Source organism: Rhodococcus sp. LW-XY12, from assembly GCF_019317345.1.
Classification (GTDB): domain Bacteria; phylum Actinomycetota; class Actinomycetes; order Mycobacteriales; family Mycobacteriaceae; genus Rhodococcus; species Rhodococcus pyridinivorans.
Genome location: NZ_CP079225.1, coordinates 2,256,397 through 2,282,134 on the forward strand (window position 1 = coordinate 2,256,397; position 25,738 = coordinate 2,282,134).

24 protein-coding genes and 1 pseudogene are annotated in these 25,738 nt (G+C 69.4%); 21 read left to right on the forward strand and 4 right to left on the reverse strand.

The window, feature by feature from the left end; translation table 11 throughout:
• Nucleotides 1-75 precede the first annotated feature (75 nt).
• The 3 genes from aspS to KXC42_RS10660 all read left to right on the forward strand — a co-directional run bounded on the left by aspS (nucleotide 76) and on the right by KXC42_RS10660 (nucleotide 3,682).
• A complete protein-coding gene (gene aspS / locus KXC42_RS10650; protein ID WP_064852071.1) occupies nucleotides 76-1,863 on the forward strand; it encodes an aspartate--tRNA ligase in 1,788 nt (595 codons plus the stop codon).
• A 181-nt stretch (nucleotides 1,864-2,044) separates the two neighbouring features.
• On the forward strand, nucleotides 2,045-2,314 hold the full coding sequence (locus KXC42_RS10655; protein WP_006551422.1) for a DUF4235 domain-containing protein: 270 nt from the start codon (nucleotides 2,045-2,047) through the stop codon (nucleotides 2,312-2,314).
• A 204-nt stretch (nucleotides 2,315-2,518) separates the two neighbouring features.
• Nucleotides 2,519-3,682, forward strand: a complete 1,164-nt coding sequence (locus KXC42_RS10660; RefSeq protein WP_033096583.1) for a kinase — start codon at nucleotides 2,519-2,521, stop codon at nucleotides 3,680-3,682.
• Between the two features lie 31 nt (nucleotides 3,683-3,713).
• Here the strand turns inward: KXC42_RS10660 and KXC42_RS10665 are convergent, their stop codons facing one another.
• Complete coding sequence (locus KXC42_RS10665) at nucleotides 3,714-5,351, reverse strand: alkaline phosphatase (protein ID WP_219130303.1); 1,638 nt, start codon at nucleotides 5,349-5,351, stop codon at nucleotides 3,714-3,716.
• A gap of 95 nt (nucleotides 5,352-5,446) precedes the next feature.
• Here KXC42_RS10665 and KXC42_RS10670 point away from each other — a divergent pair, with 95 nt between their 5' ends.
• The 8 genes and pseudogenes from KXC42_RS10670 (at nucleotide 5,447) to KXC42_RS10705 (ending at nucleotide 14,916) form a co-directional block, all read left to right on the forward strand.
• The gene (locus tag KXC42_RS10670) at nucleotides 5,447-6,859 is read left to right on the forward strand and encodes a replication-associated recombination protein A (protein ID WP_219130304.1); all 1,413 of its coding nucleotides are present in this window, start codon (nucleotides 5,447-5,449) and stop codon (nucleotides 6,857-6,859) included.
• Nucleotides 6,860-6,996: 137 nt separating this feature from the next.
• Complete coding sequence (gene alaS / locus KXC42_RS10675) at nucleotides 6,997-9,663, forward strand: alanine--tRNA ligase (RefSeq protein WP_219130305.1); 2,667 nt, start codon at nucleotides 6,997-6,999, stop codon at nucleotides 9,661-9,663.
• Nucleotides 9,664-9,665: 2 nt separating this feature from the next.
• A complete protein-coding gene (gene ruvX, locus KXC42_RS10680; RefSeq protein ID WP_006551427.1) occupies nucleotides 9,666-10,184 on the forward strand; it encodes a Holliday junction resolvase RuvX in 519 nt (172 codons plus the stop codon).
• Nucleotides 10,181-12,013, forward strand: coding sequence for an endolytic transglycosylase MltG (gene mltG, locus KXC42_RS10685; RefSeq protein WP_219130306.1), 1,833 nt, complete (start codon nucleotides 10,181-10,183; stop codon nucleotides 12,011-12,013). The genes ruvX and mltG overlap by 4 nt, the downstream gene beginning before the upstream one ends.
• On the forward strand, nucleotides 12,003-12,857 hold the full coding sequence (locus tag KXC42_RS10690) for a shikimate dehydrogenase (protein WP_094980535.1): 855 nt from the start codon (nucleotides 12,003-12,005) through the stop codon (nucleotides 12,855-12,857). Before mltG ends, KXC42_RS10690 begins: the two co-directional genes overlap by 11 nt.
• A gap of 32 nt (nucleotides 12,858-12,889) precedes the next feature.
• Nucleotides 12,890-13,150 (forward strand): annotated as a pseudogene (locus KXC42_RS10695) (acetyl-CoA C-acetyltransferase); the annotation flags it as partial.
• A 148-nt stretch (nucleotides 13,151-13,298) separates the two neighbouring features.
• Nucleotides 13,299-13,655 (forward strand): YciI family protein, encoded by a 357-nt coding sequence (locus tag KXC42_RS10700; protein ID WP_219130307.1) that lies wholly within the window; start codon nucleotides 13,299-13,301, stop codon nucleotides 13,653-13,655.
• Nucleotides 13,656-13,668: 13 nt separating this feature from the next.
• A complete protein-coding gene (locus tag KXC42_RS10705; protein ID WP_219130308.1) occupies nucleotides 13,669-14,916 on the forward strand; it encodes an RNA polymerase sigma factor in 1,248 nt (415 codons plus the stop codon).
• On the opposite strand, the gene KXC42_RS10710 is transcribed toward KXC42_RS10705, so the two are convergent.
• Nucleotides 14,909-15,289: a DUF1622 domain-containing protein gene (locus KXC42_RS10710; RefSeq protein WP_060653210.1), complete on the reverse strand. Its 381-nt coding sequence runs from the start codon at nucleotides 15,287-15,289 to the stop codon at nucleotides 14,909-14,911. The two genes, KXC42_RS10705 and KXC42_RS10710, sit on opposite strands and share 8 nt — an antisense overlap.
• A 152-nt stretch (nucleotides 15,290-15,441) precedes the next feature.
• Between KXC42_RS10710 and KXC42_RS10715 the strand changes: the two genes are divergently transcribed.
• From KXC42_RS10715 to aroB, 4 genes are read left to right on the forward strand one after another with little or no spacing between them, the layout of a single operon-like run.
• Nucleotides 15,442-16,071 (forward strand): A24 family peptidase, encoded by a 630-nt coding sequence (locus KXC42_RS10715; RefSeq protein WP_219130465.1) that lies wholly within the window; start codon nucleotides 15,442-15,444, stop codon nucleotides 16,069-16,071.
• A gap of 48 nt (nucleotides 16,072-16,119) precedes the next feature.
• Nucleotides 16,120-17,307, forward strand: a complete 1,188-nt coding sequence (aroC, locus tag KXC42_RS10720) for a chorismate synthase (protein WP_200360041.1) — start codon at nucleotides 16,120-16,122, stop codon at nucleotides 17,305-17,307.
• A 4-nt stretch (nucleotides 17,308-17,311) separates the two neighbouring features.
• Nucleotides 17,312-17,878, forward strand: coding sequence for a shikimate kinase (locus tag KXC42_RS10725; RefSeq protein WP_219130309.1), 567 nt, complete (start codon nucleotides 17,312-17,314; stop codon nucleotides 17,876-17,878).
• Nucleotides 17,875-18,984 (forward strand): 3-dehydroquinate synthase, encoded by a 1,110-nt coding sequence (gene aroB / locus KXC42_RS10730; protein ID WP_060653214.1) that lies wholly within the window; start codon nucleotides 17,875-17,877, stop codon nucleotides 18,982-18,984. The genes KXC42_RS10725 and aroB overlap by 4 nt, the downstream gene beginning before the upstream one ends.
• Nucleotides 18,985-19,009: 25 nt before the next feature.
• On the opposite strand, the gene KXC42_RS10735 is transcribed toward aroB, so the two are convergent.
• Entirely contained in the window at nucleotides 19,010-19,612 is a 603-nt protein-coding gene (locus KXC42_RS10735; RefSeq protein ID WP_219130310.1) for a TIGR03086 family metal-binding protein, read from the reverse strand.
• Between the two features lie 116 nt (nucleotides 19,613-19,728).
• Nucleotides 19,729-20,331 (reverse strand): B-4DMT family transporter, encoded by a 603-nt coding sequence (locus tag KXC42_RS10740; protein ID WP_219130311.1) that lies wholly within the window; start codon nucleotides 20,329-20,331, stop codon nucleotides 19,729-19,731.
• Between the two features lie 75 nt (nucleotides 20,332-20,406).
• Between KXC42_RS10740 and KXC42_RS10745 the strand changes: the two genes are divergently transcribed.
• The 6 genes from KXC42_RS10745 to KXC42_RS10770 all read left to right on the forward strand — a co-directional run bounded on the left by KXC42_RS10745 (nucleotide 20,407) and on the right by KXC42_RS10770 (nucleotide 25,734).
• Nucleotides 20,407-21,504: a Xaa-Pro peptidase family protein gene (locus tag KXC42_RS10745; RefSeq protein WP_219130312.1), complete on the forward strand. Its 1,098-nt coding sequence runs from the start codon at nucleotides 20,407-20,409 to the stop codon at nucleotides 21,502-21,504.
• A 34-nt stretch (nucleotides 21,505-21,538) separates the two neighbouring features.
• Nucleotides 21,539-22,102: an elongation factor P gene (gene efp, locus KXC42_RS10750; RefSeq protein ID WP_006551441.1), complete on the forward strand. Its 564-nt coding sequence runs from the start codon at nucleotides 21,539-21,541 to the stop codon at nucleotides 22,100-22,102.
• Nucleotides 22,103-22,612 carry a transcription antitermination factor NusB gene (gene nusB / locus KXC42_RS10755; protein WP_219130313.1) on the forward strand — a complete coding sequence of 170 codons (510 nt, stop codon included), beginning with the start codon at nucleotides 22,103-22,105 and terminating at the stop codon, nucleotides 22,610-22,612.
• A 208-nt stretch (nucleotides 22,613-22,820) separates the two neighbouring features.
• The gene (gene pyrR / locus KXC42_RS10760) at nucleotides 22,821-23,438 is read left to right on the forward strand and encodes a bifunctional pyr operon transcriptional regulator/uracil phosphoribosyltransferase PyrR (RefSeq protein WP_024100783.1); all 618 of its coding nucleotides are present in this window, start codon (nucleotides 22,821-22,823) and stop codon (nucleotides 23,436-23,438) included.
• Nucleotides 23,435-24,376 (forward strand): aspartate carbamoyltransferase catalytic subunit, encoded by a 942-nt coding sequence (locus KXC42_RS10765; RefSeq protein ID WP_033096598.1) that lies wholly within the window; start codon nucleotides 23,435-23,437, stop codon nucleotides 24,374-24,376. The genes pyrR and KXC42_RS10765 overlap by 4 nt, the downstream gene beginning before the upstream one ends.
• 44 nt (nucleotides 24,377-24,420) lie before the next feature.
• Nucleotides 24,421-25,734 carry a dihydroorotase gene (locus tag KXC42_RS10770; RefSeq protein WP_033096599.1) on the forward strand — a complete coding sequence of 438 codons (1,314 nt, stop codon included), beginning with the start codon at nucleotides 24,421-24,423 and terminating at the stop codon, nucleotides 25,732-25,734.
• Nucleotides 25,735-25,738: the final 4 nt, after the last annotated feature.

Below are 25,738 nucleotides of genomic sequence, written 5' to 3' on the forward strand. Positions count from 1 at the left end.
TGCGCTCGGGCCGATCGTGTCTTTCGTAGGATTACAGCCGACGAACCCGTCGCTGATCGTTTCGAAAGGAATTCCGTGCTGCGCACCCATCTCGCCGGCTCGTTGCGAGCCGAGCACGCCGAGCAGACAGTCACCCTCACCGGTTGGGTTGCCCGGCGACGCGATCACGGCGGGGTCATCTTCATCGACCTGCGCGACGCCTCGGGTGTCTCGCAGGTGGTCTTCCGCAGCGCCGGCGTCCTCGAGCAGGCGCACCGGCTCCGCGCGGAGTACTGCGTCCGGATCACCGGCAAGGTGGAGGTCCGCCCCGAGGGCAACCAGAACTTCGAGATCCCGACCGGTGCGATCGAGGTCGACGCCTCCGAGCTCGTGGTTCTCAACGAGGCCGCCCCGCTGCCGTTCCAGCTCGACGATCAGGTCGGCGAGGAAGCGCGCCTGAAGTACCGCTACCTGGATCTGCGTCGCGAGAAGCCGGGCAAGACCATCCGTCTGCGCAGCAAGGTCAACGCTGCTGCCCGCGCGGTGCTCGCCCACCACGAGTTCGTGGAGGTCGAGACCCCGACCCTCACCCGCTCCACGCCGGAGGGTGCGCGCGACTTCCTGGTCCCGGCCCGCCTGCAGCCCGGTAACTTCTACGCTCTGCCGCAGTCCCCGCAGCTGTTCAAGCAGCTGCTCATGGTCGGTGGCATCGAGCGCTACTACCAGATCGCCCGCTGCTACCGCGACGAGGACTTCCGCGCCGACCGTCAGCCCGAGTTCACCCAGCTCGACATCGAGATGGCGTTCGTCAATCAGGACGACGTGATCCTCCTCGCCGAGGAGGTGCTGCACGCGTTGTGGCGCCTGGTGGGCTACGAACTCGAGACCCCGATCCCGCGGATGACCTACGCCGAGGCCATGCGCCGTTTCGGCACCGACAAGCCGGATCTGCGTTTCGGCATCGAACTCGTGGAGTGCAAGGAGTTCTTCAAGGACACCACCTTCCGCGTCTTCCAGGCCGAGTACGTCGGTGCCGTCGTCATGCCCGGTGGCGCGAGCCAGCCGCGTCGTCAGCTCGACGCATGGCAGGAGTGGGCCAAGCAGCGCGGTGCCAAGGGTCTCGCCTACGTGCTCGTCGGTGAGGACGGCACGTTGAGCGGTCCGGTCGCCAAGAACCTCACCGACGCCGAACGCGAGGGTCTCGCCGCGCACGTGGGCGCGAACCCCGGCGACTGCATCTTCTTCGCCGCCGGTCCCACCAAGCAGATGCGTGCACTGCTCGGCGCCGCCCGCGACGAGATCGCCCGCAAGCTCGATCTGATCGATCCGAACGCATGGGCGTTCGTGTGGGTGGTCGACGCCCCGCTGTTCGAGCCGGCGGCCGACGCGACCGCGAGCGGTGATGTGGCCCTCGGTCATTCGGCGTGGACCGCGGTGCACCACGCGTTCACCTCGCCCAAGCCCGAGTACATCGACACCTTCGATACCGATCCGGGTTCGGCGCTGGCGTACGCCTACGACATCGTCTGCAACGGCAACGAGATCGGTGGCGGCTCGATCCGTATCCACCGCCCCGACATCCAGGAGCGGGTGTTCAAGGTGATGGGCATCTCGGAGGGGGAAGCGAACGAGAAGTTCGGCTTCCTGCTCGAGGCGTTCAAGTACGGCGCGCCCCCGCACGGCGGCATCGCCTTCGGCTGGGACCGCATCACCGCGCTGCTCGCCGGGATGGACTCGATCCGCGAGGTCATCGCGTTCCCCAAGTCCGGTGGCGGTGTCGATCCGCTGACCGATGCACCCGGCCCGATCACGCCGGAGCAGCGCAAGGAGACAGGCATCGACTTCGTGCCCGAACCCGAGACCGAGGGCGCCGACAAGACCTGATCACCCGTAGCTGTCGATGGCGCGGTGTCGCCCGTCTCCGGACGGGGGCACCGCGCCGTCGTGTGTGCCGTCCGGTGGTGCTCCCGAGTGAGGTTCGTGGGCCCGATGAGGTTTGTGAGGATCCTGCCCGGGTACTCCGTCGGTCCGGCGCCAACGGGGGCGACGGATCGAGGAGGTATCCATGGCCGACGCACGCGTGATCTTCTACAAGCCGCTCGCTCTCGCAGCCAGTGTGGGAGGAGGCATCCTCGCCGGAGCCGTCTTCAACCAAGTGTGGAAGAAGGTCGGCGGCAGTGACGAACGGCCCGAACCGCAGGATCTGTCGCAGCGCACCCGGGACGTGCTGATCGCGGCCGCCCTCCAGGGTCTGATCTTCGGTGTCGTGAAGGCTGCGGTGGATCGTGGCACCGCCCGTGGTTTTCAGAAGGTGACACACGTTTCACCGGAATGATCGTGACGTGTCCCGATCGTGATCGGCGTCCGAGGAGCGGAGCGGCCGAGGCGCGGACGGGGACACACCCGGATGAACAGCGATTTCCCCTCGCAAAGCAGACAAAAGCGACCTGGTGGGCCGGGCACGGGTGAAGAAGGTCCTGCTCGATCCGAGCATTGTGGAGGACCTCGTCGTGACCGAGAACCTGTAGATTGGGCAGTGATGACCGCAACATTGGCAGACCCCGTGTCCGAGGTGGTTCACGCCGCCGAAGCGCTGCTCACCCGCCGTACCGGCGCCACGGTGACCCTGACCGATCCGGTGGATCTCGGGGGCAGTGGCCGCTCGATGGTCGTACGGGTACGAGTGGCCGCCAATCCGTTCTCGCTCCCGCGCACTCTTGTCCTCAAGCAGGTACCGCCCTCGCGTGGCACCGGCCACGTCGACTTCCGCGGTTCCGAGACGGACGAGCAGATCGCCTTCCTCCGCGAGGCGGTCTCCTACCAGTTCACGACGGCCCTCGCGAAGGATCACCGTCCGGGTGCCGAACTGCTCGCCTACGACTTCGACGCTCGCCTGCTGGTCCTCAGCGACCTCGGCGACGCGACCACCCTGTCGGAGGTGCTCCGCAACAGTTCCGAGGCCGCCGGGAACACCCTGATGGCCCTGGCTCAGGCACTCGGACGCATGCATGCGGCGACCGTCGGCCGCGAGGAGGACTTCGCGGCGCTGCTGCGTCGCGCCGACGTCGCGCGGGTCGCCGACGCCGTGTCCCAGCAGGCCCTCGATGCCGTGCGGGGTGTGCCCGAGCTCCTCGAGGCCGACTTCGGCCTGTCGGTGCCCGAGTCGGTACGCGAGCGTGCCGAGCGGGCGTCCAAGCTGTTCACCGGCGGGCGTTTCCGGGCCTTCAGCCCGTCCGACCTGTGCCCCGACAACATCGTGGTCGGCGACGAGGGTGTGCAGTTCCTCGACTACGAATGGGGCGGCTTCCGCGACGCGACCCTGGACATCGCGTACGCCCTCAGTTCCTTCCCGCTGTGCCTGTGCTCGGTGCCGCTGTCCGTCGATCGCATCCGTGCGATGGCCGACGCGTGGCGCGCCGAGGTCGTCGCCATGTGGCCGCAGCTGGCCTACGACGAGGTGCTCGAGGAGCGGCTGCTCGACGCACTGCTCGCGTGCATCTGGCTGAGCACGCACCTATTCCTGCCCGAGGACCATGCGCGGATCGCCTCGGTACGCGAACACGGACTGTCTGTGCCGCGCATCCCCGCGCTCCGCGCCCGTTGGTCGCTGCTCGCCGAGTTTGCCACCGCGACAGGCCACGACGACGTCGCCGCGCACGCCCGCGACGTGCTCGCCCACCTCGAGGACCGCGCCGCCGGCTAGAGCGACCGATCCGCCAGGTGCCGACCGGCGTCTACACCAGCGGAGCGGCGGGTTCGATCCTCGTCGCGCCGTCGGCCACCCGGTATCCCGCGGCGCGGCGCGCGTCCGTGTTCGGATCCGTGCGGTCGCCGATGAAGAACCACTCCATCTGCGTCGCCTCGGGAGTCACGTCGAGCACCCCGTAACCGTGCGAATCGAGTTCGACGAACCGCACGTGCCGGTTGGCCGCGGTCGCCGTCGCCTCCAGCGCGGGCGACAGGCTCCGCGGAGGCACACCGAGCAACTCGTCGATGTTCGCCGACGTCACCGACGGAACCACGAACTCCGTGGCGACGGTGCCCGCACCCGGATAGTCGGCAGCGTCCATCGGGACGTCCATCGCCCAGGAGGTGTGGATGTCGCCCGTGAGGAAGACGACGTTGCGCAGTCCCGCCGCCGTGATGGTGTCCATCAACCGTCGACGGTCGGCGGTGTAGCCGTCCCACTGATCGGTGTTGAAGGGCAGTCCGCCGGCCGGCACTCCGACGAGTTCGGTCAGTGCTCCGGTGGTCCGCGGATCGAGCGGTGGTAACACGATCGGCGAGAACATCACCGAATTGCCGATCAACTGCCATCGTGTGGGGGAGGTCGCCAGCCCGGCGGTGAGCCATTCCATCTGGTCCCGGCCGGTCATCGTGCGCCCCGGATCGTCGACCTGCCGTCCGACTGCGAGGACCTGCTGGGAACGGTAGCTCCGCAGATCCAGCATCGACAGTTCGGCGAGCCGTCCGTACCGCAGGCGCCGGTAGAGCCGTCCGCCGTTCGGACGCACCGGCATCCACTCGTCGTAGGCCTGCACCGACGCGGCCTTGCGAGAGGCCCAGTCGCCCTCGACGAGCGGATCGTGGTTCTCCGCCCCACCCGCCCAGGCGTCGTTCGCCGCCTCGTGGTCGTCCCAGATCACGATCCACGGCACCTTCGCGTGCAGCGCCTGCAGGTTCGGATCGGTCTTGTACTGCGCGTGCCGGATGCGGTAGTCGGCGAGACTCACGATCTCGTGGGCGGGCTCGTGCGTCCGGACGCCCCGCCCACCGGCGACGGGGAACTTCCCCGCCGCGTATTCGTACAGATAGTCGCCGAGGTGCACCACGGCGTCGAGATCGTCGCGTGCGGCGAGGTGGCGGTAGGAGGAGAAGAAGCCGCCCTCCCAGTCGGCGCAGGAGACGACCCCGAAGCGCAGGCGTGCGACCGCAGCGTCGTGCGAAGGCGCGGTGGACGTCCTGCCGGTCGGGGAGACGGTTCCGCCGACGCGGAAGCGATAGAAGTAGGTCGTGTCCGGTGCGAGCCCGCGGGCGTCGACCTTGACCGTGTGGTCGGAGACGGAACTCGCCGTCACCGTCCCGCTCGCGACCACCGCGTCGAAGCTGCTGCTGTGGGCGAGCTCCCAGGTGACCGGGACGTCCGGTCCCGCACCCGAGCCGGGTGTCGCCTCCGGCGAGGGTGTCACCCGCGTCCACAGGATCACCGCGTCGGGCAACGGATCTCCCGACGCGACGCCGTGCGCGAAGACGGCGGGGGATGCCTGCGCGTGCTGAGTGGTCGAGGCGAAGGCCGCCGCACCTGCGGCGAGGATCGACGACCGGAGCACGGCGCGACGGGACACATGTTCGGCGGACGGTGTCGTGGCCACGACCAAGATCCGACCACACGGTCGGTCATCCGTCCACGCGAACGACGAACACCGCCGTCGACCGGGCGTCGGCGCGAGCTTGTAGCGTCGGATGCGTGAGTGATCTTTTCGGGGCGAACGACCCGTCTGCCGAACCGGACGCCCTGTTCGAGGCGCCACGCGAACCGGAACCCGAGGACGAACCGCAGGTCCGCCGGCAACCCGTCGCGGCCGGCGGCGCGAACGCGCCCCTCGCTGCGCGCATGCGACCGGCGAGTCTCGACGAGGTGGTCGGGCAACAACACCTGCTCGAACCGGGAGCACCGCTGCGGCGGCTCGTCGAGGGATCGGGTGCGGCCTCCGTCGTGCTCTACGGTCCGCCCGGTACCGGGAAGACGACCCTGGCCTCGCTGATCTCCGGAGCCACCGGACGCCGGTTCGAAGCGCTGTCCGCCCTGTCGGCGGGCGTCAAGGACGTGCGTGCCGTCATCGACCTGGCACGCCGGCGCCTCACCCACGGCGAACAGACCGTGCTGTTCATCGACGAGGTCCACCGCTTCTCGAAGACCCAGCAGGACGCGCTGCTCGCCGCGGTCGAGAACCGCATCGTGCTGCTGGTCGCGGCGACGACCGAGAACCCGTCGTTCTCCGTGGTCGCCCCGCTGCTGTCGCGCTCGCTCGTGCTGCAGTTGCAGCCGCTCGGGCCCGACGACATTCGGGCACTGCTCGAACGTGCGCGCACCGACGTCCGTGGACTCGCGGGTGCGGTCGAGATCGACGACGATGCTCTCGACCACCTCGTCCGGCTCGCCGGGGGCGACGCCCGCCGTGCCCTCACGGCGCTCGAGGCCTCCGCCGACACCGCGCTCGCCGTCTCCGGTGGCGACGCGGCCGTCATCGACCTCGCGACCGTGGAGTCGAGCATCGACGAGGCCGCCGTGCGCTACGACCGCGACGGCGACCAGCACTTCGACGTCGCGAGCGCCTTCATCAAGTCGCTGCGCGGCTCCGACGTCGACGCGGCCCTGCACTATCTGGCCCGGATGATCGTCGCGGGGGAGGACCCGCGCTTCATCGCCCGCCGCCTGATGATCCAGGCCAGCGAGGAGGTGGGCATGGCCGATCCCACCGCCCTGCAGACGGCGGTCGCCGCAGCGCAGGTCGTGCAGCAGGTCGGGATGCCCGAAGCCCAGCTCGCGCTCGCCCAGGCCACCATCCATATCGCCACCGCCCCCAAGTCGGGTTCGGTGACCGCCGCGCTCGGCGCCGCGATCGCCGACGTGAAGGCGGGCAGGGCCGGTCCGGTGCCCGCCCACCTGCGCGACGGTCACTATCAGGGCGCGCAGAAGCTCGGCAACGCGATCGGCTACAAGTTCCCGCACGCGCACCCCGACGGCGTGCTCGCGCAGCAGTACGCCCCGGACGAGTTGGTCGGCGTCGACTACTACGAGCCGACCGGTCGCGGTGTGGAACGGGAGCTGTCGGCCCGCCTGCCCAAGCTGCGCCGCATTGTGCGCGGTGAGCGGTGACGCCTCCGCCGAGTACTCACGGCGCCGTACCGCGGCCGCTTTCGGCGGCGCGATAAGCTGAAGAACGGCCGATCGACAGGGTCGACCGCCCGTCCCGGGAAGTTCACACCATCGCCAGACCACAAAGGACCATCGACGTGCAGACCCACGAGATCCGCAGGCGCTTTCTCGATCACTTCGTGAAGGCGGGACACACCGAGGTGCCCAGCGCGTCGCTGATCCTCGCCGATCCCAACCTGCTGTTCGTCAACGCCGGCATGGTCCCGTTCGTGCCCTACTTCCTCGGGCAGCAGACCCCGCCCTACACCCGCGCCACGTCGGTGCAGAAGTGTGTGCGCACTCTCGACATCGAGGAGGTCGGCAAGACCACCCGCCACAACACCTTCTTCCAGATGGCCGGCAACTTCTCCTTCGGCGACTACTTCAAGGAAGAGGCCATCACCTTCGCGTGGTCGCTGCTCACCGGATCCGTCGAGGACGGCGGCTACGGAATCGACCCCGAGAAGCTGTGGGCGACGGTCTATCTCGACGACGACGAAGCGTTCTCGATCTGGCGCGACAAGGTCGGCGTTCCCGAGGAACGCATCCAGCGTCGCGGCATGAAGGACAACTACTGGTCGATGGGCATCCCCGGGCCGTGCGGTCCGTGCTCCGAGATCTTCTACGACCGCGGACCCGCCTACGGCGTCGAAGGCGGCCCCGAGGCCGACGAGGACCGCTACATCGAGATCTGGAATCTCGTGTTCATGGAGAACGAGCGCGGTGAGGGTGGTGCCAAGGACGACTACCCGATCCTCGGCCCGCTGCCGAAGAAGAACATCGACACCGGCATGGGTGTCGAACGCGTCGCCTTCCTGCTCCAGGGCGTCGAGAACGTCTACGAGACCGACCTGCTGCGCCCCGTGATCGACAAGGCCGCCGAACTCACCGGCGCCGTCTACGGCGCGAAGCACGACGACGACGTGCGCTTCCGCGTCATCGCCGACCACGCCCGCACCGCGGCGATGCTCATCGTCGACGGCGTCAACCCGGGCAACGACGGCCGCGGCTACGTGCTGCGCCGCCTGCTCCGCCGCATCGTGCGCTCGGCGCGTCTGCTCGGCGCCGACAAGCCCACCATGCGCGAGTTCATGGCGGTCGTGCGCGACACCATGGCCCCGTCCTATCCCGAACTCGACACCGACTTCTCGCGCATCGAGACCGTCGCGGTGGGCGAGGAGACGGCGTTCCTCAAGACCCTCGGTACCGGCAGCAAGCTGTTCGAAGGCGCTGTAGAGACCGTGAAGTCGCAGGGTAGGAATGTGCTCGGTGGCACGGAGGCGTTCACCCTCCACGACACCTACGGGTTCCCGATCGACCTCACCCTCGAGATGGCGGCCGAGGCGGGCCTGACCGTCGACGAGGAGGGCTTCCGATCGCTCATGGCCGAGCAGCGCCAGCGCGCCAAGGACGACGCCCGGGCCCGCAAGCACGCCCACGCCGACCTGACCGTCTACAAGGAACTCCTCGACCGCGGTCCCACCGAGTTCACCGGTTTCAGCGAGCTGGTGACCGAGGCGCACGTGCTCGCCGTCATCACCGGTGGCGAGCGCCTGCACGCGGCGGGCGCGGGCCAGCAGGTCGAGCTGATCCTCGATCGCAGCCCCCTCTACGCGGAGTCCGGCGGCCAGATCGCCGACATCGGCAGCATCACCGGCCCGGGCCTGAAGATCAAGGTCGACGACGTCCAGAAGATCGCCAAGCAACTGTGGACCCACAAGGTCACGGTGCTCGAGGGCCAGGTCGTCGAAGGCGACGCCGTCCTCGTGCAGGTCGATCCCGAGTGGCGCAAGGGCGCCACCCAGGGCCACTCCGGCACCCACCTGGTCCACGCCGCGCTGCGCGAGGTGCTCGGCCCCAACGCCGTGCAGGCCGGTTCGCTCAACAAGCCCGGCTACCTGCGCTTCGACTTCTCGTGGCCCGGCGCCCTGTCCGAGCAGCAGAAGCAGGACATCGAGGCCGTCACCAACGAGGCCGTCGCGGCGAACTATCCCGTCAACACCTTCGTCACCGACCTCGACAAGGCAAAGAAGATGGGCGCGATGGCCCTGTTCGGCGAGAACTACGGCGACGAGGTCCGCGTCGTCGAGATCGGCGGCCCGTTCTCGATGGAGCTGTGCGGCGGCACGCATGTGCAGCACTCCTCGCACGTCGGCACCGTCACGCTCCTCGGTGAGCAGTCCGTCGGTTCCGGCATCCGCCGCGTCGAGGCGTACGTCGGTCTCGACTCGTACCGCCACCTGGCGAAGGAACGCGCGCTGCTCGCGGGCCTGTCCTCGACCCTGAGGGTTCCCTCCGAGGAGGTGCCCGGACGTGTCGAGGCCCTGCTCGATCGGCTCAAGACCGCCGAGAAGGAACTCGAGAAGACCCGCGCCGCGAACGTCGCCGCCGCAGCCGGAACGTACGCGAGCAAGGCGCAGCGCGTCGGTGACGTGCTCGTCGTGGCCGAGGCCGCCCCGGAGGATGTCGCCGGCAACGACCTGCGCACACTCGCATCCGACGTCCGTGGCCGGCTCGGCACCGAGCCCGCCGTGGTGCTGCTGCTCGGCAACGCCGGCGGCAAGGTGCCCTTCGTCGTGGCCACCACCAAGGCTGCGCAGGAGAAGGGCATCAAGGCAGGCGACCTCGTCGCGAGCTTCGGTCCCGCGATCGGTGGTCGCGGGGGCGGCAAGCCCGACATGGCTCAGGGCGCAGGGGCGGATCCGGCCGGTATCCCGGCCGCACTCGATGCTTTCCGTGCCCGTCTGAGCGAGCTGGCCGGCTGAGCGTGGCCGAACCGCTGCGCCCCGATCGTCCCGGAGTGGACGATCCCGGCCGTGGTCGCCGCATCGCAGTCGACGTCGGGAGCGTCCGGATCGGGGTCGCCTCCAGCGACCCCGACGGGATCCTCGCCACCCCGGTCGAGACGGTGCCGCGGTCCAAGGAACGCGGACCCGACGCACCCGATATCCGGCGCATCGTCGAGATCGTTAGGGAATACGAGGCTGTTGAGGTTATCGTCGGGCTGCCGCAGACACTGCGCGGTGAGCCCGGCAAGGCTGCGAAACTGGCGAGCGACTTCGCGCGTCGACTTCGCCGTGCCTTACCCGACGTTCCCGTGCGCCTGGCCGACGAACGTTTCACGACGGTCACTGCGGCGCGCGCCCTCCGCGAGAGCGGGGTGAGTGCGCGAGGTGCGCGGCCGGTCATCGACCAGGCCGCCGCCGTGGCCATCTTGCAGGGTTGGTTGGACGAGCGGAGTTCGGTAGTGAACGAGTCGGGGCGTGACGCGGGGGACAGCCGGTGAGCCGGCACGGACGACACGACGACCATTCGGAGAACGCACGGCAGGATCTGTTCGCGGATCCCTACGCCGGTGGGTACACGGAACCTCCAGTGGATCGCACCGGATCCGAGAATCCGTATCGATCAGACCCGCGTTACCGGTACGACGATCCGTACGCATCCGACCCTCGAGGTCACGATGCATACGGGCACGACCCGTACGGCAACGACTCCCACGGCTGTGATCCGTACGGCGGTGGTGGATACGAGGGCGTCCCGAGTGGGCACCCGGAGGCCCGTCGACCCGATCCCGACGATCACGAGACCACGGTCCTGAACTTCGAGCCGGGTGTATTCGATGGCCCGCCGCCCGGTCACGCCGAACAGGGTTACGGCGAGCAGGGCTATGCCGAGCAGGGCTACGGCGACGGGGGCTACGCAGGATCCGGGTACGAGTACGAGGGGTCCATCGGCGCCGATCGCGGACACGCTCCGGCCGATCACCCCGACGGGGGACATCTCGACGAAGAGTACCCGGGCGGATACTCCTACGCCGCACGCGACGCGAGCCGGGATATCTACCGGGACGACGATCCCGCCGACGACGCGGTCGCAGCGGAGGAGGTCACCGCCGAGCAGCGTGCGGTCCCCGTCGCGGTCGGTGGTTCGGAACGCGCCGCACGCCGTGATCCGAAGGCGAGCGGGCGCAGGAAGCGCGGACGTGTCGTGGGCGCGCTCGCCGCCGCGGTGCTCCTGCTCGTCGTCGTGGGCGGCGGTTATCTCGCCTACGACCGGTTCCTCGGCACGAACCTTCCGCCGGACTTCACCGGACCTCCCGGGCCCGCCGTCGTCGTCCAGGTCAACCTGGGCGAGACCGCCGGGGAGATCGGCAGCGAGTTCGTCGACAAGGGTGTCGTCGCGAGTTCCGCCGCCTTCTACGAAGCGGCCGTGCAGAACTCGGGGATGAATTCGCTGCAACCAGGCTTCTACCAGGTGGCCACCAACATCCCGGCTGTCGACGCCGTCGCGGCCCTCGTCGACCCGGCCAGCCGGGTCGGTGCGCTCGTGATCTCCGAGGGACGTCAGCTCCACGACATCCGCGACGTCAACACCGGTGCCGTCCGCAAGGGCATCTACACGCTCATCGCCGAGGCGAGCTGCCACGGCGATCCGGCCGCCGAGAACTGCGTCACCTACGAGGAACTCGACGCGGCCGGTGCCACCCCGGACCTGCAGGCACTCGGCGTTCCGGAATGGGCGCGCGACGCGGTGGCGAACGTGCCCGACCGCAGGCGGCAGCTCGAAGGCCTCATCGCCGCGGGCAGCTGGGATTTCGATCCGACGGCCGAACCCGTCGAGATCCTGGCTCGTCTCGTGTCGGAAAGTGCTGCCAGCTACGACGCGACGGGGATCACCGACGCGGCCGCGCGCGTCGGCCTGACCCCGTACGAGATGCTCATCTCCGCATCGCTCGTCGAACGCGAGGCCCTGCCACAGGATTTCGCGAAGGTCGCACGGGTGATCCTCAACCGCCTCGAGATCGACCAGATGCTCCAGTTCGACTCGACCGTCAACTACGAGCTCGACGAGACCGAACTCGCGACCACCGACGCCGACCGCGCGCGGGTGACCCCCTGGAACACCTACGCCATGGTGGGTCTGCCGGCGACGCCCATCTCGTCACCGAGCATCGGCGCGCTGCAGGCGATGGAGAACCCCGAACCGGGGGAATGGATCTACTTCGTGACGATCGACGACAAGGGCACCACGCTCTTCGCGAACTCCTACGAGGAGCACCTGCAGAACACCGAACTGGCACTCGCGAGCGGGATCCTCGACAGTGGCCGCTGATCGGAACGAGGGTGTCCGGAGGGCCGCGGTCCTCGGGAAACCCATCGCGCACTCCAAGTCGCCCCTGTTGCATCTCGCGGCGTACCGGGCACTCGGGCTGACCGAGTGGACCTACGAACGCATCGAATGCACCGGTGAACAACTGCCGGGACTCGTGTCCTCGCTCGGTGAGGAATGGGTCGGCCTGTCCGTCACGATGCCCGGTAAGTTCGCGGCACTCGAGTTCGCCAGCGAACGCACCGAGCGGGCCGTGAGGATCGGATCGGCGAACACCCTCGTCCGCATCGAGAACGGATGGCGTGCCGACTGCACCGACGTCGACGGCGTGTCCGGAGCGCTGCGCTCGGCCGGTGTCGGCGATCTGTCCGACGCGCCGGCGGTCGTCGTGGGCTCGGGTGGCACCGCGCGACCGGCGCTCGTCGGGCTCACCGACCTCGGTGTGCGCTCGGTGAGCGTGGTCGCGCGGTCCGAGGAGAAGGCCCGCGCGACGTTCGATTGTCTCGACGACGACATCGAGGCCCGATGGTTGTCGTTCGACGCACCCGAACTCGCCCGGGTCTGCGCCGAGGCCGGTGCGCTCGTGAGCACCGTGCCCGCACCCGCGGTAGCGCCGTACACAGAAGCTCTCGCACACGCCCCGTGCATCCTCGACGCGATCTACGACCCCTGGCCCACGCCGCTCGCGGCAGCGGCCGAGGCGCGTGGTGTCCGCGTCGTCAGCGGTCTGCACATGCTGTTGAACCAGGCCTTCGGGCAGGTCGAGCAGTTCACGGGTCTGCCCGCCCCGCGTGCGGAGATGGCGCACGCCGTCGGGCTCGACCCGAACTCTCCGCACCCGGCCTGAGAACCCGGTCCGACGGGGCGCGGCCCCACCAGGACATCGGCGTCTTCGAGGTCGACGAGGCGTTCGCTCCGGTGCCCATGGCGTGGCAGAGGGAGATCGGCGCACCCGAGGACAAGCTCAACCCCAACGGTGGTGCGATCGCTCTCGGTCACCCGCTCGGGGGTTCCGGTGCCCGCATCCTCACCGACATGATCTTCCACATGCGCCGCACTAACCTCCGGTACGGCCTGCAGACGATGTGCGAGGGCGGTGGCCAGGCCAACGCCACCATCGTCGAACTCGTCGCGCAGTAGGCCGCACCCGACACCGTCCGCTGTCCACCTGCGATGCCTGAGCGGGTGGGCAGCGGATTTCTCCGCGCAGGTGTCGAATCGGCGCCCTACCGTTCGTATAGAGGGTGAGAGGCCGGAGCCGCCGGCCGCCGAGGGGAAGGACCCCGCCATGGCGCAGTACCTGCTGAGCATCTACCAGCCCGACGGTGAACCGCCGTCACCGGAGTTCCTCGAACCGATCATGAAGAAGGTCGCGGCGTGGCAGAACGAGATCCGGGAGGCAGGGGTCTGGGTGTTCTCCGGCGGCCTTCACCCTCCGGATACGGCGACGGTCGTGCGCACGGACGAGGGGTGCACGGCGACGACCGACGGTCCGTACATCGAGGGCAAGGAGCATCTCGGTGGCTTCGACGTCATCGACGTGCCCGACCTCGACGAGGCGCTGAAGTGGGCGCGCGGTCTCGCCGACGCCACCACACTGCCCATCGAGGTGCGGCCCCTGGCGTTCGGATCCTGCGCCGGATGACGTGCGAAGCTCGATGACCGGGCCGTCCACCGCCGACATCGCACGTGCCTTCCGTGAGGAATACGGCAGGGCGGTCGCCGTGCTCACCCGCGTCCTCGGCGACATCGACGCCGCCGAGGACGCGGTGCAGGACGCCTTCTCGACCGCCGTCGAACGATGGCCCGGGGAAGGTATCCCACCGAGCCCGGCCGGGTGGATCATCACCACCGCCCGTCGCCGGGCGATCGACAGGGCACGACGGGAGGCCGCACGTCCGGTCAAGCACGCCGAGGCGGACCTGCTCCACCCGACATCCGACGACGCGTTCGACCCCGGAGCGGTCGTCTCGCCCGAGATCCCCGACGACCGCCTCCGTCTGATCTTCACCTGTTGTCACCCGGCGCTCGCGCCTGCGTCGCGGGTCGCGCTGACACTGCGGCTGCTCGGCGGACTCACCACCACGCAGATCTCCCGGGCCTTCCTCGTGCCGGAAACGACGATGGGGCAACGGATCTCCCGCGCCAAACGAAAGATCCGCGACGCGCGCATCCCGTTCCGCATCCCGTCCCCGGACGAGTTTCCCGAACGCCTCGACGCGGTGCGGTCCGTGCTCTATCTCGTGTACACGGAGGGCCACACGGCGAGCACCGGACCCGAACTCGCCGACACGGACCTGTGTTCGGAGGCGGCGCGGCTGGCCCGCTTGCTGGCAGGGCTCGTTCCCGACGATCCCGAGACCACGGGACTTCTCGCCCTGATGCTCCTCGGCGAATCCCGACGCGCCGCGCGGACAGGGCGCGGCGGCGAACTCGTCCTGCTCGCAGACCAGGACCGCTCGCGGTGGGACCGCGCGCTGATCGACGAAGGACAGGCGCTCGTGCGGCGCACCCTGCGCTGGAACAGGCCGGGGCCCTACCAGATCCAGGCCGCGATCGCCGCGGTGCACGCCGACGCGCCCACCTTCGAGGACACCGATTGGGCGCAGATCGTCGCGCTCTACGACCTGCTGATGGCCGCGGATCCCACACCGGTCGTCGCGTTGCACCGGGCCGTCGCACTCGCCGAAGTGGAGGGTCCCGCAGCGGCTCTCGGGATCGTCGACCGCCTCGAGCTCGAGCGGTACCACGTCTTCCACGCCGTCCGGGCCGACCTGCTCGCCCGCCTCGGCCGGATCACCGAGGCGAGCGAGGCGTACACCACCGCCGCGGCGCGCACGGAGAACGCGGTCGAACGCGCACATCTCCTGCGTCGCCGCGACGACCTGCGGGACGCGCTCAGGTAGCCGGTGTCGTGCCGGTCGTCGTCTCGGCCTCGGGAACCGAACGCTGCCACGGCCACCGGCCGTCGATCTCCAGCTGCAGCGACCAACTCAGGAAGGTACGGATGAGCACGATGACCGCCAGCACACCCACCGACGTGAAGGTCGGCGTGACGGCGACGGTCTTGATGATGTCGGCGGCGACCAGGAATTCGAGGCCGAGCAGGATCGACCGGCCGAGATTGCGCCGGTACGGCTCGTAGATCTCCGAACCCGGCCCGCGCCGCCGCGCGGTTGCCGCGATCCACGTCGCCGCCACTGCGCCGATCACCATGACGCCGACTCCGACGACGTCGATGGCCGTGCCCACGTGTTCGAGCAGCGACGAAATCTCCATTCGACCAGAACCTTCCGACCGGAACCGACAGACTCCGGCAATCCTCGCAGGACGATCGCCGCACCGTGCGGCTTTGTCCACAGGAGGTGCGCCTGTCCACAGGACCGGGCCGGACACCGCGCGAACACCCTGCCGACGTGTGCGGATGGGGGATGCTCCGGGTCGTGGCAGGGGAGACGGTGGGTGGGCTCGCGATGGTGGTCCTCGGCGTGGGCGTGGGAGCGATCGTGCGCGTGGTGGCGGAAAGAACGGCCGGTCGTCGGCCGCCCCCGGGTTCGTGCGAGGCGGCATGCGCGGCAGCCGCACTCGTCGCGGTCTCGATCACCACGGGCGCCGCGGTCGTCGGAGCAGCGATGTTCGGATGGTGGTGCGTGTGCCTGAGCACCGTGGACCTGCTCGTGCGGCGTCTGCCGAACGTGCTGACGCTCGGGGGAGCGGGCACGATCCTCGGCGTGGCCGCGGCGACGGGGCACGGCCGGGCGGCGTTCGCCGGTGCACTTCTGCTCGCGGCACCGTTGTTGATCACCCACCTCGCGGTACCGCGGTCGGTGGGTGCGGGCGACGTCAAACTCGCCCTCGGGCTCGGTGCCGTCACCGGACTCGCCGGCCCCTCGGCGGTGCTCCTCGGTGCACTGCTCCCATCCGTCCTCACCGCAGGTGCGGCCCTGTTTCTGCGGCTCCGGGAGGCCCGCCGCGGGGGTGTGCGTGCCGCTCCGCGCGTGCTTCCGCACGGACCGTCGATGTGCGCCGCCGCGGCGCTGGCGGTGATCTCGACGGGTTGACCAGGGGCGGCATGTCGAGTCGGCGGACGAACATGGAAGGATGGACCTGTGCTGCGTTGGATAACTGCTGGAGAATCCCATGGTCCCGCTCTCGTCGCGATGCTCGAGGGGATGGTCGCCGGAGTCGAGGTGACGTCGAACGACATCTCGGAGCAACTCGCGCGACGGCGACTGGGCTACGGCCGCGGCGCACGCATGAAGTTCGAGGCCGATAAGGTCACCGTGATCGGTGGCGTCCGGCACGGACGCACCCTGGGCGGCCCGATCGCGATCGAGATCGGCAACACCGAATGGCCCAAGTGGGAAACCATCATGGCCGCCGACCCGGTCGATGCCGAACTGCTCGAAGGTCAGGCGCGCAACGCGCCGCTGACCCGTCCCCGCCCCGGCCACGCCGACTTCGCGGGCATGCTCAAGTACGGCTTCGACGACGCGCGTCCCGTCCTCGAGCGCGCCAGCGCCCGGGAGACCGCAGCACGCGTGGCGGCCGGCACGGTTGCCCGGAACTTCCTGCGCCAGGCGTTCGGCGCCGAGGTCGTCTCGCATGTCATCTCCATCGGCGCATCCGATCCCTATGTCGGCCCCGAACCCGGTGCCGACGATCTCGCCGCGATCGACGCGAGCCCAGTGCGTGCCTACGACAAGGCCGCCGAGGACTCCATGATCGCCGAGATCGAGGCCGCCAAGCGCGACGGCGACACCCTCGGCGGAATCGTCGAGGTCGTGGTGCACGGGCTGCCCGTGGGCCTCGGTTCGTTCGTCAGCGGTGCCGATCGCCTCGACGCGCGACTGGCCGCGGCCCTCATGGGGATCCAGGCCATCAAGGGTGTCGAGGTCGGCGACGGCTTCGAGACCGCGCGTCGCCGCGGCAGCGCCGCCCACGACGAGATGAAGCCCGGCCTCGACGGTGTGCTCCGCTCGAGCAACCGCGCCGGTGGCATCGAAGGCGGCATGACCAACGGTGAGGCCCTGCGCGTGCGGGCGGCGATGAAGCCGATCTCGACCGTGCCGCGCGCCCTGTCGACGGTCGACATGACCACCGGCGACGAGGCCGTCGCGATCCACCAGCGTTCCGACGTGTGCGCGGTGCCCGCGGCGGGTGTCGTCGCCGAGGCGATGGTCGCCCTCGTCGTCGCGCAGGCCGCCCTCGAGAAGTTCGGCGGCGACTCGCTCGCCGAGACCGTGAGCAACATCGACCACTACCTGAAGGGCATCGCGGCGCGGCCGCCGCGGTGATCTCATGTCGCCTCGCCTGGTACTCATCGGCCCGCCGGGAGCGGGCAAGTCGACGATCGGTCGTCGGGTCGCGAACGCGCTCGAGCTGCCGTTGCTCGACACCGACGCCGAGATCGAGCGTGTGACCGGCCGGACCATCCCCGACATCTTCTCCCAGGACGGCGAACCGGCCTTCCGGGAGACCGAGGAAGAGGTGGTCGCGCGCGCCCTCGACACCCACGACGGTGTGGTGTCCCTGGGCGGGGGAGCGATCCTCTCGGAGCGCACCCGCGCGCGACTGGCCGGACACACCGTCGTCTATCTCGAGATCAGCGTGGCGGAAGGACTGCGTCGCACCGGCGCGGTCGGCGCCGCCGGGACCAGGCCGTTGCTGGCCGGCGGTGATCCGGCCCAGAAATACCGCGACCTCATGCGTCGCCGCCGCCCGCTGTACCGCCAGACGGCGACCATCCGGGTGCGCACCGACGGCCGCAGCCCCGGGCGGGTCGTCCAGCAGGTGCTCGCCAAACTCGAAGCGGCGGACGCCGCGACCAGCCAGACCATCAGCGAGGATCGGAGCCCCACACCGTGACCGAACCGGTACGCATCGACGTCGAGACCGCCCAGCCTTATCCGGTGATCATCGGCCGGGGACTGCTCGGCGACGTCGTCGAAGAACTGTCCGGCACGCGGACCGTCGCGATCTTCCACCAGCCGACGCTCACCGCGACGGCCGAGGCCGTGCGGGAGGCGCTCGCCGAGACCGGCATCGACGCCCACCGCATCGAGATCCCCGACGCCGAGGACGGCAAGGAACTGGCCGTCGCCGGATTCTGCTGGGAGGTGCTCGGCCGCATCGGCCTGACCCGTTCGGACGCCGTCATCAGCCTCGGCGGCGGTGCCGCCACCGACCTCGCAGGCTTCGTGGCCGCGACGTGGATGCGCGGCGTGCGGGTCTACCACATCCCCACCACCCTGCTGGCGATGGTCGACGCCGCGGTGGGCGGCAAGACCGGCATCAACACCGAGGCGGGCAAGAACCTCGTCGGTTCGTTCCACGAGCCCTCGGCGGTCTTCGTCGACCTTGCGACCCTCGAGACGGTGCCGCGCAACGAGATCGTGGCCGGACTCGCCGAGGTGATCAAGACCGGCTTCATCGCCGATCCGGTGATCCTCGACCTGATCGAGGAGAACCCCGAGGCCGCGCTCGATCCCGCCGGGACGGTGCTGCCCGAGCTGATCCGTCGATCGGTCGAGGTCAAGGCGAAGGTGGTCGCGGCCGACCTCAAGGAGTCGAGCCTGCGCGAGATCCTCAACTACGGCCACACCCTCGGCCACGCCATCGAGCGCCGCGAGCGGTACCGCTGGCGGCACGGCGCCGCCGTATCGGTGGGCCTGGTCTTCGCCGCCGAACTCGGCCGGCTTGCAGGGCGTCTCGACGACGCCACCGCCGACCGGCACCGCGCGATCCTCGAATCCGTGGGCCTGCCCACCACCTACGATCCCGATGCCTTCGCCGACCTGCTCAAGGGCATGCAGACCGACAAGAAGAACCGCGCCGGCATGCTCCGGTTCGTCGTCCTCGACGGGCTCGCGAAGCCCGGCAGGCTCGAAGGACCCGACCCGACCCTGCTCGCGGCGGCCTACTCCGAGGTCGCGCGCCAGGGCAAGGCCGACGCGGGAACCGTACTGCTCTGACCGCCGCCTGGTCGACCGCCTGGTTCTATGCGGGCGGTCTCCACGACGGGTCGCGCCCGGTGAGTCCGATCAGGCGTTCCAGCGGCGGGGCGTCGTCGCCCACCCGTACGGCCGGACCGAACAGTCCGCCCCCGTCGGCGACGCGTTCCTCGTCGGTGATGCTCTCCGCGAATGCGGTACACGCGGCGATCTCGTCGGGCTCGCAGGAGTACTGCTGTCCCGTGGCCACGGCGAGATCCCAGCCGTGTACGACGAGTTCGTCGAGCGTGACGAGTTCGGCGACCGGCGCGGGCAGGTCGAGGCCGCCTGCGCGCGTCATGCCCTCCCAGGCCTCGCGATCGCTCCACGCTCCGCGGAGGTCGCCGAGCCGGTCGGGAACGAGACGCCGCCAGTCCGGCGTCAGTTCGCTCGTGAGTTGCGGGGGAGTGTCGGTGTACAGGCCGATGTCCTTGCGGGCCGCGGCCGTGAACGCAAGCGACAGGCCCAGCACGTGGTCGACGAGTGCACCGACGGAGGTCTCGGAACACGGTGTGGGCCCCGACAACTGTGCGTCGTCGATTCCCGTCAGGATGCGCTCCATGCGGCGGGTCGCGGGAGTCAGGTCGAGTGTCTCGGTGGTGTCGGTCATGGTCGGCTCCTCGAGGTCGGCTACCTCTACTGACCGTCACAACCCGGAGAACTGAGCACCCGCCCCCGATGTGCGGGGGCGGGTGGTCTCACTGCTGTGGTTTCGCTACTCGGGTCTCACTGTTTCGGATCGATCCTCGGGAACACCTCGGTGGGCGAGTCGTCGCTGCGCCAGGCGGGATCGGCCTGCTGCGCGGAATTCGCGGACGCCGAACCCGCCGACGCGGCCGCTCCGACGCCTGCGGGCGCGTGGTGCTCGCGGTGGACGGACCAGTCGTCGTCGCGGGCGGCCTTGCGCTCGTTCCGGCGCGCGAAGAACCGGCCCAGCGTCACCGCCGCCATCGCCGGCAGGAATACCAGAAGCACGGTGAACGCGGCACCGGAGGTGATCTCGAAGAACAGGGACGTCACACCCACCGGCATCGGGGTGACGGTGTCGACGAGCCAGGTGAGGACCCCGCCGACCAGGCCGGTGACCGCACCGGCGGCGAGCCAGCGCATCGTCAGGTCGTCGCCCTCGTCGGCGTCGGGATGGGCGCGGTGGTCGCGGATGCCGTCGAGACCGGCCCAGACGAACGCTGCGACGACCACCACGGCGAAGCCCAGCCAGCGCAGTACCGATCCCTGCAACGGCCACTGGATGAGAGCGGCACCGAGCAGGACGCGCACGACCACGTGGACCAGGGCGAGCCCGAGTCCGCGGAGCAACCAGGGTTTCATGTACCTCAGCGTAACGGGTGGCGAAGCCGACAGTGTGTCCCGTCCCACAGCCGTGATCGCGGTAGGTTGAGCGATATGTCTGCCGACCACGCCTCCCGCCGTCGAGCGCTGCGTGCGCTGCTCGCCGAACGCGAACTCGATGCGCTGCTGGTGACCGATCTGACCGGTATCCGCTACCTCACGGGCTTCACGGGATCCAACGCGGCGCTGATCGTCTCCACCGAGGACGACGAGAACGAGACGCGCACCGTCATCTGCACCGACGGCCGCTACGTCACGCAGGTGGGGGAGCAGGTCCCCGACCTGCGGGCCGTGATCGCCCGGTCGTCGGCCGCTCACCTCGTCACCGAGTTCGGAACAGGTTCTGCGCGTTTGGGATTCGAGAGTCACGTCGTCACGGTCGACGAACGGTCGCGGTGGGGCGAGCTCGGCGTGTCCGTCCGCTTCGTTCCCGCTCCCGGGCTCGTCGAACACCTGCGGGCCGTGAAGGACGAACATGAGATCGGTCTGTTGCGCGAGGCATGCGGTGCGGCCGATCGCGCACTGGCGGACCTCATCGCGGCGGGCGGTCTGCGTCCGGGTCGAACCGAGAAGGAGGTCGCCCGCGACCTCGAATGGCGCATGTTCGAGCACGGCGCCGACGGCATCTCCTTCGAGACGATCGTCGCCGCCGGCGCCAATTCGGCGATCCCGCACCATCGCCCGACCGGCGCGATCCTCGCGGAGGGCCACTTCGTGAAGCTCGACTTCGGGGCGCAGATCGGCGGCTACCACTCCGACATGACGCGCACCTACGTGCTGAGCCGTGTCGCGGACTGGCAGCGCGACCTGTACGAGCTGGTCCTGCGCGCGCAGCAGGCCGGACGCGAAGCGCTCGCGCCCGGTGTCGACTGCGCCGCGGTGGACGCCGCCGCGCGCACCGTGATCGCCGAGGCCGGCTACGCCGACCTGTTCCTGCACGGGCTCGGCCACGGAGTCGGCCTCGAGATCCACGAAGCGCCCGGAATCGGCGCCGCGGCGACCGGTACACTTGTCGCCGGTGCGGCGGTGACCGTCGAGCCGGGTGTGTACTTCTCGGGGCGCGGAGGCGTGCGGATCGAAGACACGCTCGTGGTGCGGGAGCATACTCCGGAGTTGCTCACGCTCACCGACAAGACATTGACCGTCGTTTGAGGGCGGTTCCTCGACCCTAGGAGACACGAACCAAGTGGCTGATACCAGTGACTTCAAGAACGGCCTCGTTCTGAAAATCGACGGACAGCTCTGGCAGATCATCGAGTTCCAGCACGTCAAGCCGGGCAAGGGCCCCGCTTTCGTGCGCACGAAGCTCAAGAATGTGACGTCGGGCAAGACCGTCGACAAGACCTGGAATGCCGGTGTCAAGGTCGAGACCGCCACCGTCGATCGCCGCGACATGACCTACCTCTACAACGACGGCACCGACTACGTCTTCATGGACGGCGAGACCTACGACCAGATCACCATCTCGCCCGAGCTGCTCGGCGACAGCGCCAACTTCCTCCTCGAGAACATGCCCGTGCAGGTCGCCACGCACGAGGACGTCCCGCTGTTCGTCGAGCTCCCGGTCACGGTCGAACTCGTCGTCCAGCACACCGATCCGGGCCTGCAGGGCGACCGCTCCACCGGCGGCACCAAGCCCGCGACCCTCGAGACCGGCGCCGAGATCCAGGTCCCGCTGTTCATCAACACCGGCGACAAGCTCAAAGTCGATTCCCGCGACGGCAGCTACCTCGGGCGAGTGAATTCCTGAGTGTCCGGTAACCAGAAGAAGCTCGGGGCCCGCCACAAGGCCCGCAAGCGCGCCGTGGACCTGCTCTTCGAGGCGGAGGCCCGCGACGTGCACCCCGTCGACCTCGCTGCCGATCGCGTCGAACTCGCGATCGACGACGATCAGGTCGCGCCGGTGCCGGCATACGCGCAGACCATCATCCGCGGTGTCGCCGACAACCTCGACGAGACCGACCGGGTGATCGCCGATCACCTGCACGAATGGACGCTGGACCGTCTTCCCGCCGTCGACCGCGCGATCCTGCGCATCGCGGTGTGGGAGCTCTTCCACGCGACCGACGTGCCGCCCGTGGTGGCCGTCGACGAGGCGGTCGAGCTGGCGAAGCAGCTGTCCACCGACGATTCGCCGGCCTTCGTCAACGGGGTGCTCGGTCAGATCGTCACTGTCGCCGACCAGGTGCGTGCAGCAGCCGCTGCCACCCTCGCCCGGCCGGCGCAGGAGTCGCAGGACCAGGGCTCGGACGAGTCCTGAGTTCGTCACCCTTCTCGGGTGAGCGACGACACGAGGCACCGTGAGCGGGCCCGGTGGGAGTCTTCCCGCCGGGCCCGCTCACGCATCCGGGCGTGTGTTGCGCTTCACCCGTCATCCGTGCCGGGGCGGACGTCGACGCTGATAGGCTCGACAACTGTCAGGCATCCTTTAACGATCCGTCCAGTGAGGCGGAGAAGGAGGTCGCTGCATGGCCGTGTCCGAGGACGGGTCCACAGCTTCTACCCCCACTACGTCTTCCGGTACTGGCGTGCCGGCGCGTGAGCTGCTCTCCGCTGCCGACGTCCACCGGACGATCTCGCGCATCGCGCACCAGATCATCGAGAAGACCGCTCTCGACACCCCCGAGGACGCGCCGCGTGTCGTGCTCCTGGGCATCCCCACCCGCGGGATCACCCTCGCCCAGCGCCTCGCCGACCGCATCGAGGAATTCGCAGGTGTGCGTGTCCCGGTCGGCTCGCTCGACATCACGCTCTACCGCGACGATCTCCGCACGAAGCCGCACCGCCCGCTGGAGCGCACCTCGGTGCCCGAGGGCGGCGTCGACAACACCCTCGTCGTCCTCGTCGACGACGTCCTGTTCTCGGGACGCTCCGTCCGCGCCGCGCTCGACGCCCTGCGCGATCTCGGACGACCCCGCGCGGTGCAACTTGCGGTCCTCGTCGACCGCGGCCACCGCGAACTGCCGCTGCGGGCCGACTACGTCGGCAAGAACGTCCCCACCGCGCGCAGCGAGGACGTCCGCGTACTGCTGACCGAACACGACGGGCGCGACGCCGTCGAGATCTCCGGAGGCAAGTCCCAGTGAAACACCTGCTCACCATCGCGGATCTGACGAAGGACTCCGCGACGGGGCTTCTCGATGAGGCCGAGCGGTTCGAGCAGGCACTGCTCGGGCGTGAGGTGCGCAAACTCCCCACACTGCGCGGCCGCACCATCATGACCGTCTTCTACGAGAACTCCACCCGCACCCGCGTGTCCTTCGAGGTCGCCGGCAAGTGGATGAGCGCCGACGTCATCAACGTCTCGGCGTCCAGTTCGTCGGTGAAGAAGGGCGAATCGCTGCGCGACACCGCGCTGACCCTGCACGCCGCCGGCGCCGACGCGCTGGTGGTCCGTCACTCCGCCTCCGGTGCCGCGCACCGCATCGCGCAGTGGACCAACGAATCCGGCTCCGGACCGGCCGTCGTCAACGCCGGTGACGGCACCCACGAACATCCCACCCAGGCATTGCTCGACGCGCTCACCCTGCGCCAGCGTCTCGGTTCGCTCGAAGGCCGCCGGATCGGCATCGTCGGCGACGTGCTGCACAGCCGTGTCGCCCGGTCGAACGCGCTGCTGCTGAGCATGCTCGGCGCCGAGGTCGTACTCGTCGCTCCCCGCACCCTGCTGCCGGTGGGGGTGGAGACCTGGCCGGTGACGGTCGCCGATTCGCTCGAAGCCGAACTTCCCACCCTCGACGCAGTCATGATGCTGCGGGTGCAGGCCGAGCGCATGAACGGCGGGTTCTTCCCGTCCGCCCGCGAGTACTCGATTCGATACGGACTCAACGCCAAGCGCGCGGCATTGCTGCCGGAGCACGCCGTGATCCTGCATCCCGGCCCGATGCTCCGCGGCATGGAGATCGGTTTCCCCGTCGCAGACGCCCCGCAGAGCGCGGTGCTGCAGCAGGTGAGCAACGGTGTCCACGTGCGGATGGCGGTGCTCTTCCGCCTGCTCGTGGGGACGGAAGGGAACCTGTCGTGACCCACACTTCCCACCCGGGAGACACAGGAACAGGAGACACACAGGTGACGCCGCAGGTGCTCATCCGCAACGTCCGCCTCTACGGCGAGGGCGACCCGGTCGACGTGCTGCTCGGCGACGAGCAGATCCTCGCCGTCGGAACCGACCTCGAGGCCGGCGACGACGCGGAGATCGTCGACGGCACCGGGCAGATCATGCTCCCGGGCTTCGTCGACCTGCATACGCATCTGCGCGAACCGGGCCGCGAGGACACCGAGACCGTCGATTCGGGCTCGGCCGCCGCGGCGCGCGGCGGGTACACCGCGGTGTTCGCGATGGCCAATACCGATCCGGTCGCCGACTCGGTGGTCGTCACCGACCACGTGTGGCGCCGCGGCCGCGAGGTCGGGCTTGTCGACGTCCACCCCGTGGGTGCGGTCACCGTCGGACTCGAGGGCAAGCAGCTCGCCGAGATGGGCACGATGGCCACCGGTGTCGGTGGCGTGCGGATGTTCTCCGACGACGGCAAGTGCGTCTACGACCCGCTGCTCATGCGTCGAGCGCTCGAGTACTCCGCCTCGCTCGGGGTGCTCATCGCCCAGCACGCCGAGGAGCCGCGGCTGACCGTCGGTGCCGTCGCGCACGAAGGACCGACCGCGGCGCGGCTCGGCCTGGCCGGCTGGCCCCGTGCCGCCGAGGAGTCCATCGTCGCCCGCGACGCGCTGCTCGCCCGCGACGCCGGAGCCCGCGTGCACATCTGCCACGCGTCGACGGCCGGCACCGTCGAGCTCGTCCGGTGGGCACGCTCGCAGGGCATCGCGATCAGCGCCGAAGTCACGCCGCACCACCTGCTCCTCGACGACTCGCGTCTCGAGAGCTACGACGGCATCAACCGGGTCAACCCGCCCCTGCGGGAGCGGAGCGACGTCGAAGCACTGCGACGCGGCCTCGCGGACGGGACCATCGACTGTGTGGCCACCGACCACGCCCCGCACGCCGAACAGGACAAGTGCTGCGAGTTCTCACAGGCACGTCCGGGAATGCTCGGGCTCGAGACGGCGTTGTCCGTCGTGATCGAGACGATGGTCCGGCCGGGCCTGCTGGACTGGCGCGGCGTCGCGAAGGTCATGAGCGAGCGTCCCGCGGAGATCGTGGGCCTCGACGATCAGGGCCGGCCCCTCGAGGTAGGCGAACCCGCGAACATCGTGCTCGTCGACCCGGATACCGAGTGGACGGTGCACGGTCCCGACCTCGCGAGCATCTCCCACAACACGCCCTACGAGGACATGACCCTGCCGGGCCGGGTCACCACCACCGTGTTGCGCGGACGGATCACCGCCCGCGACGGTGCGGTGTTCCCGCGCTCGACCGAAAGGTAGGAAC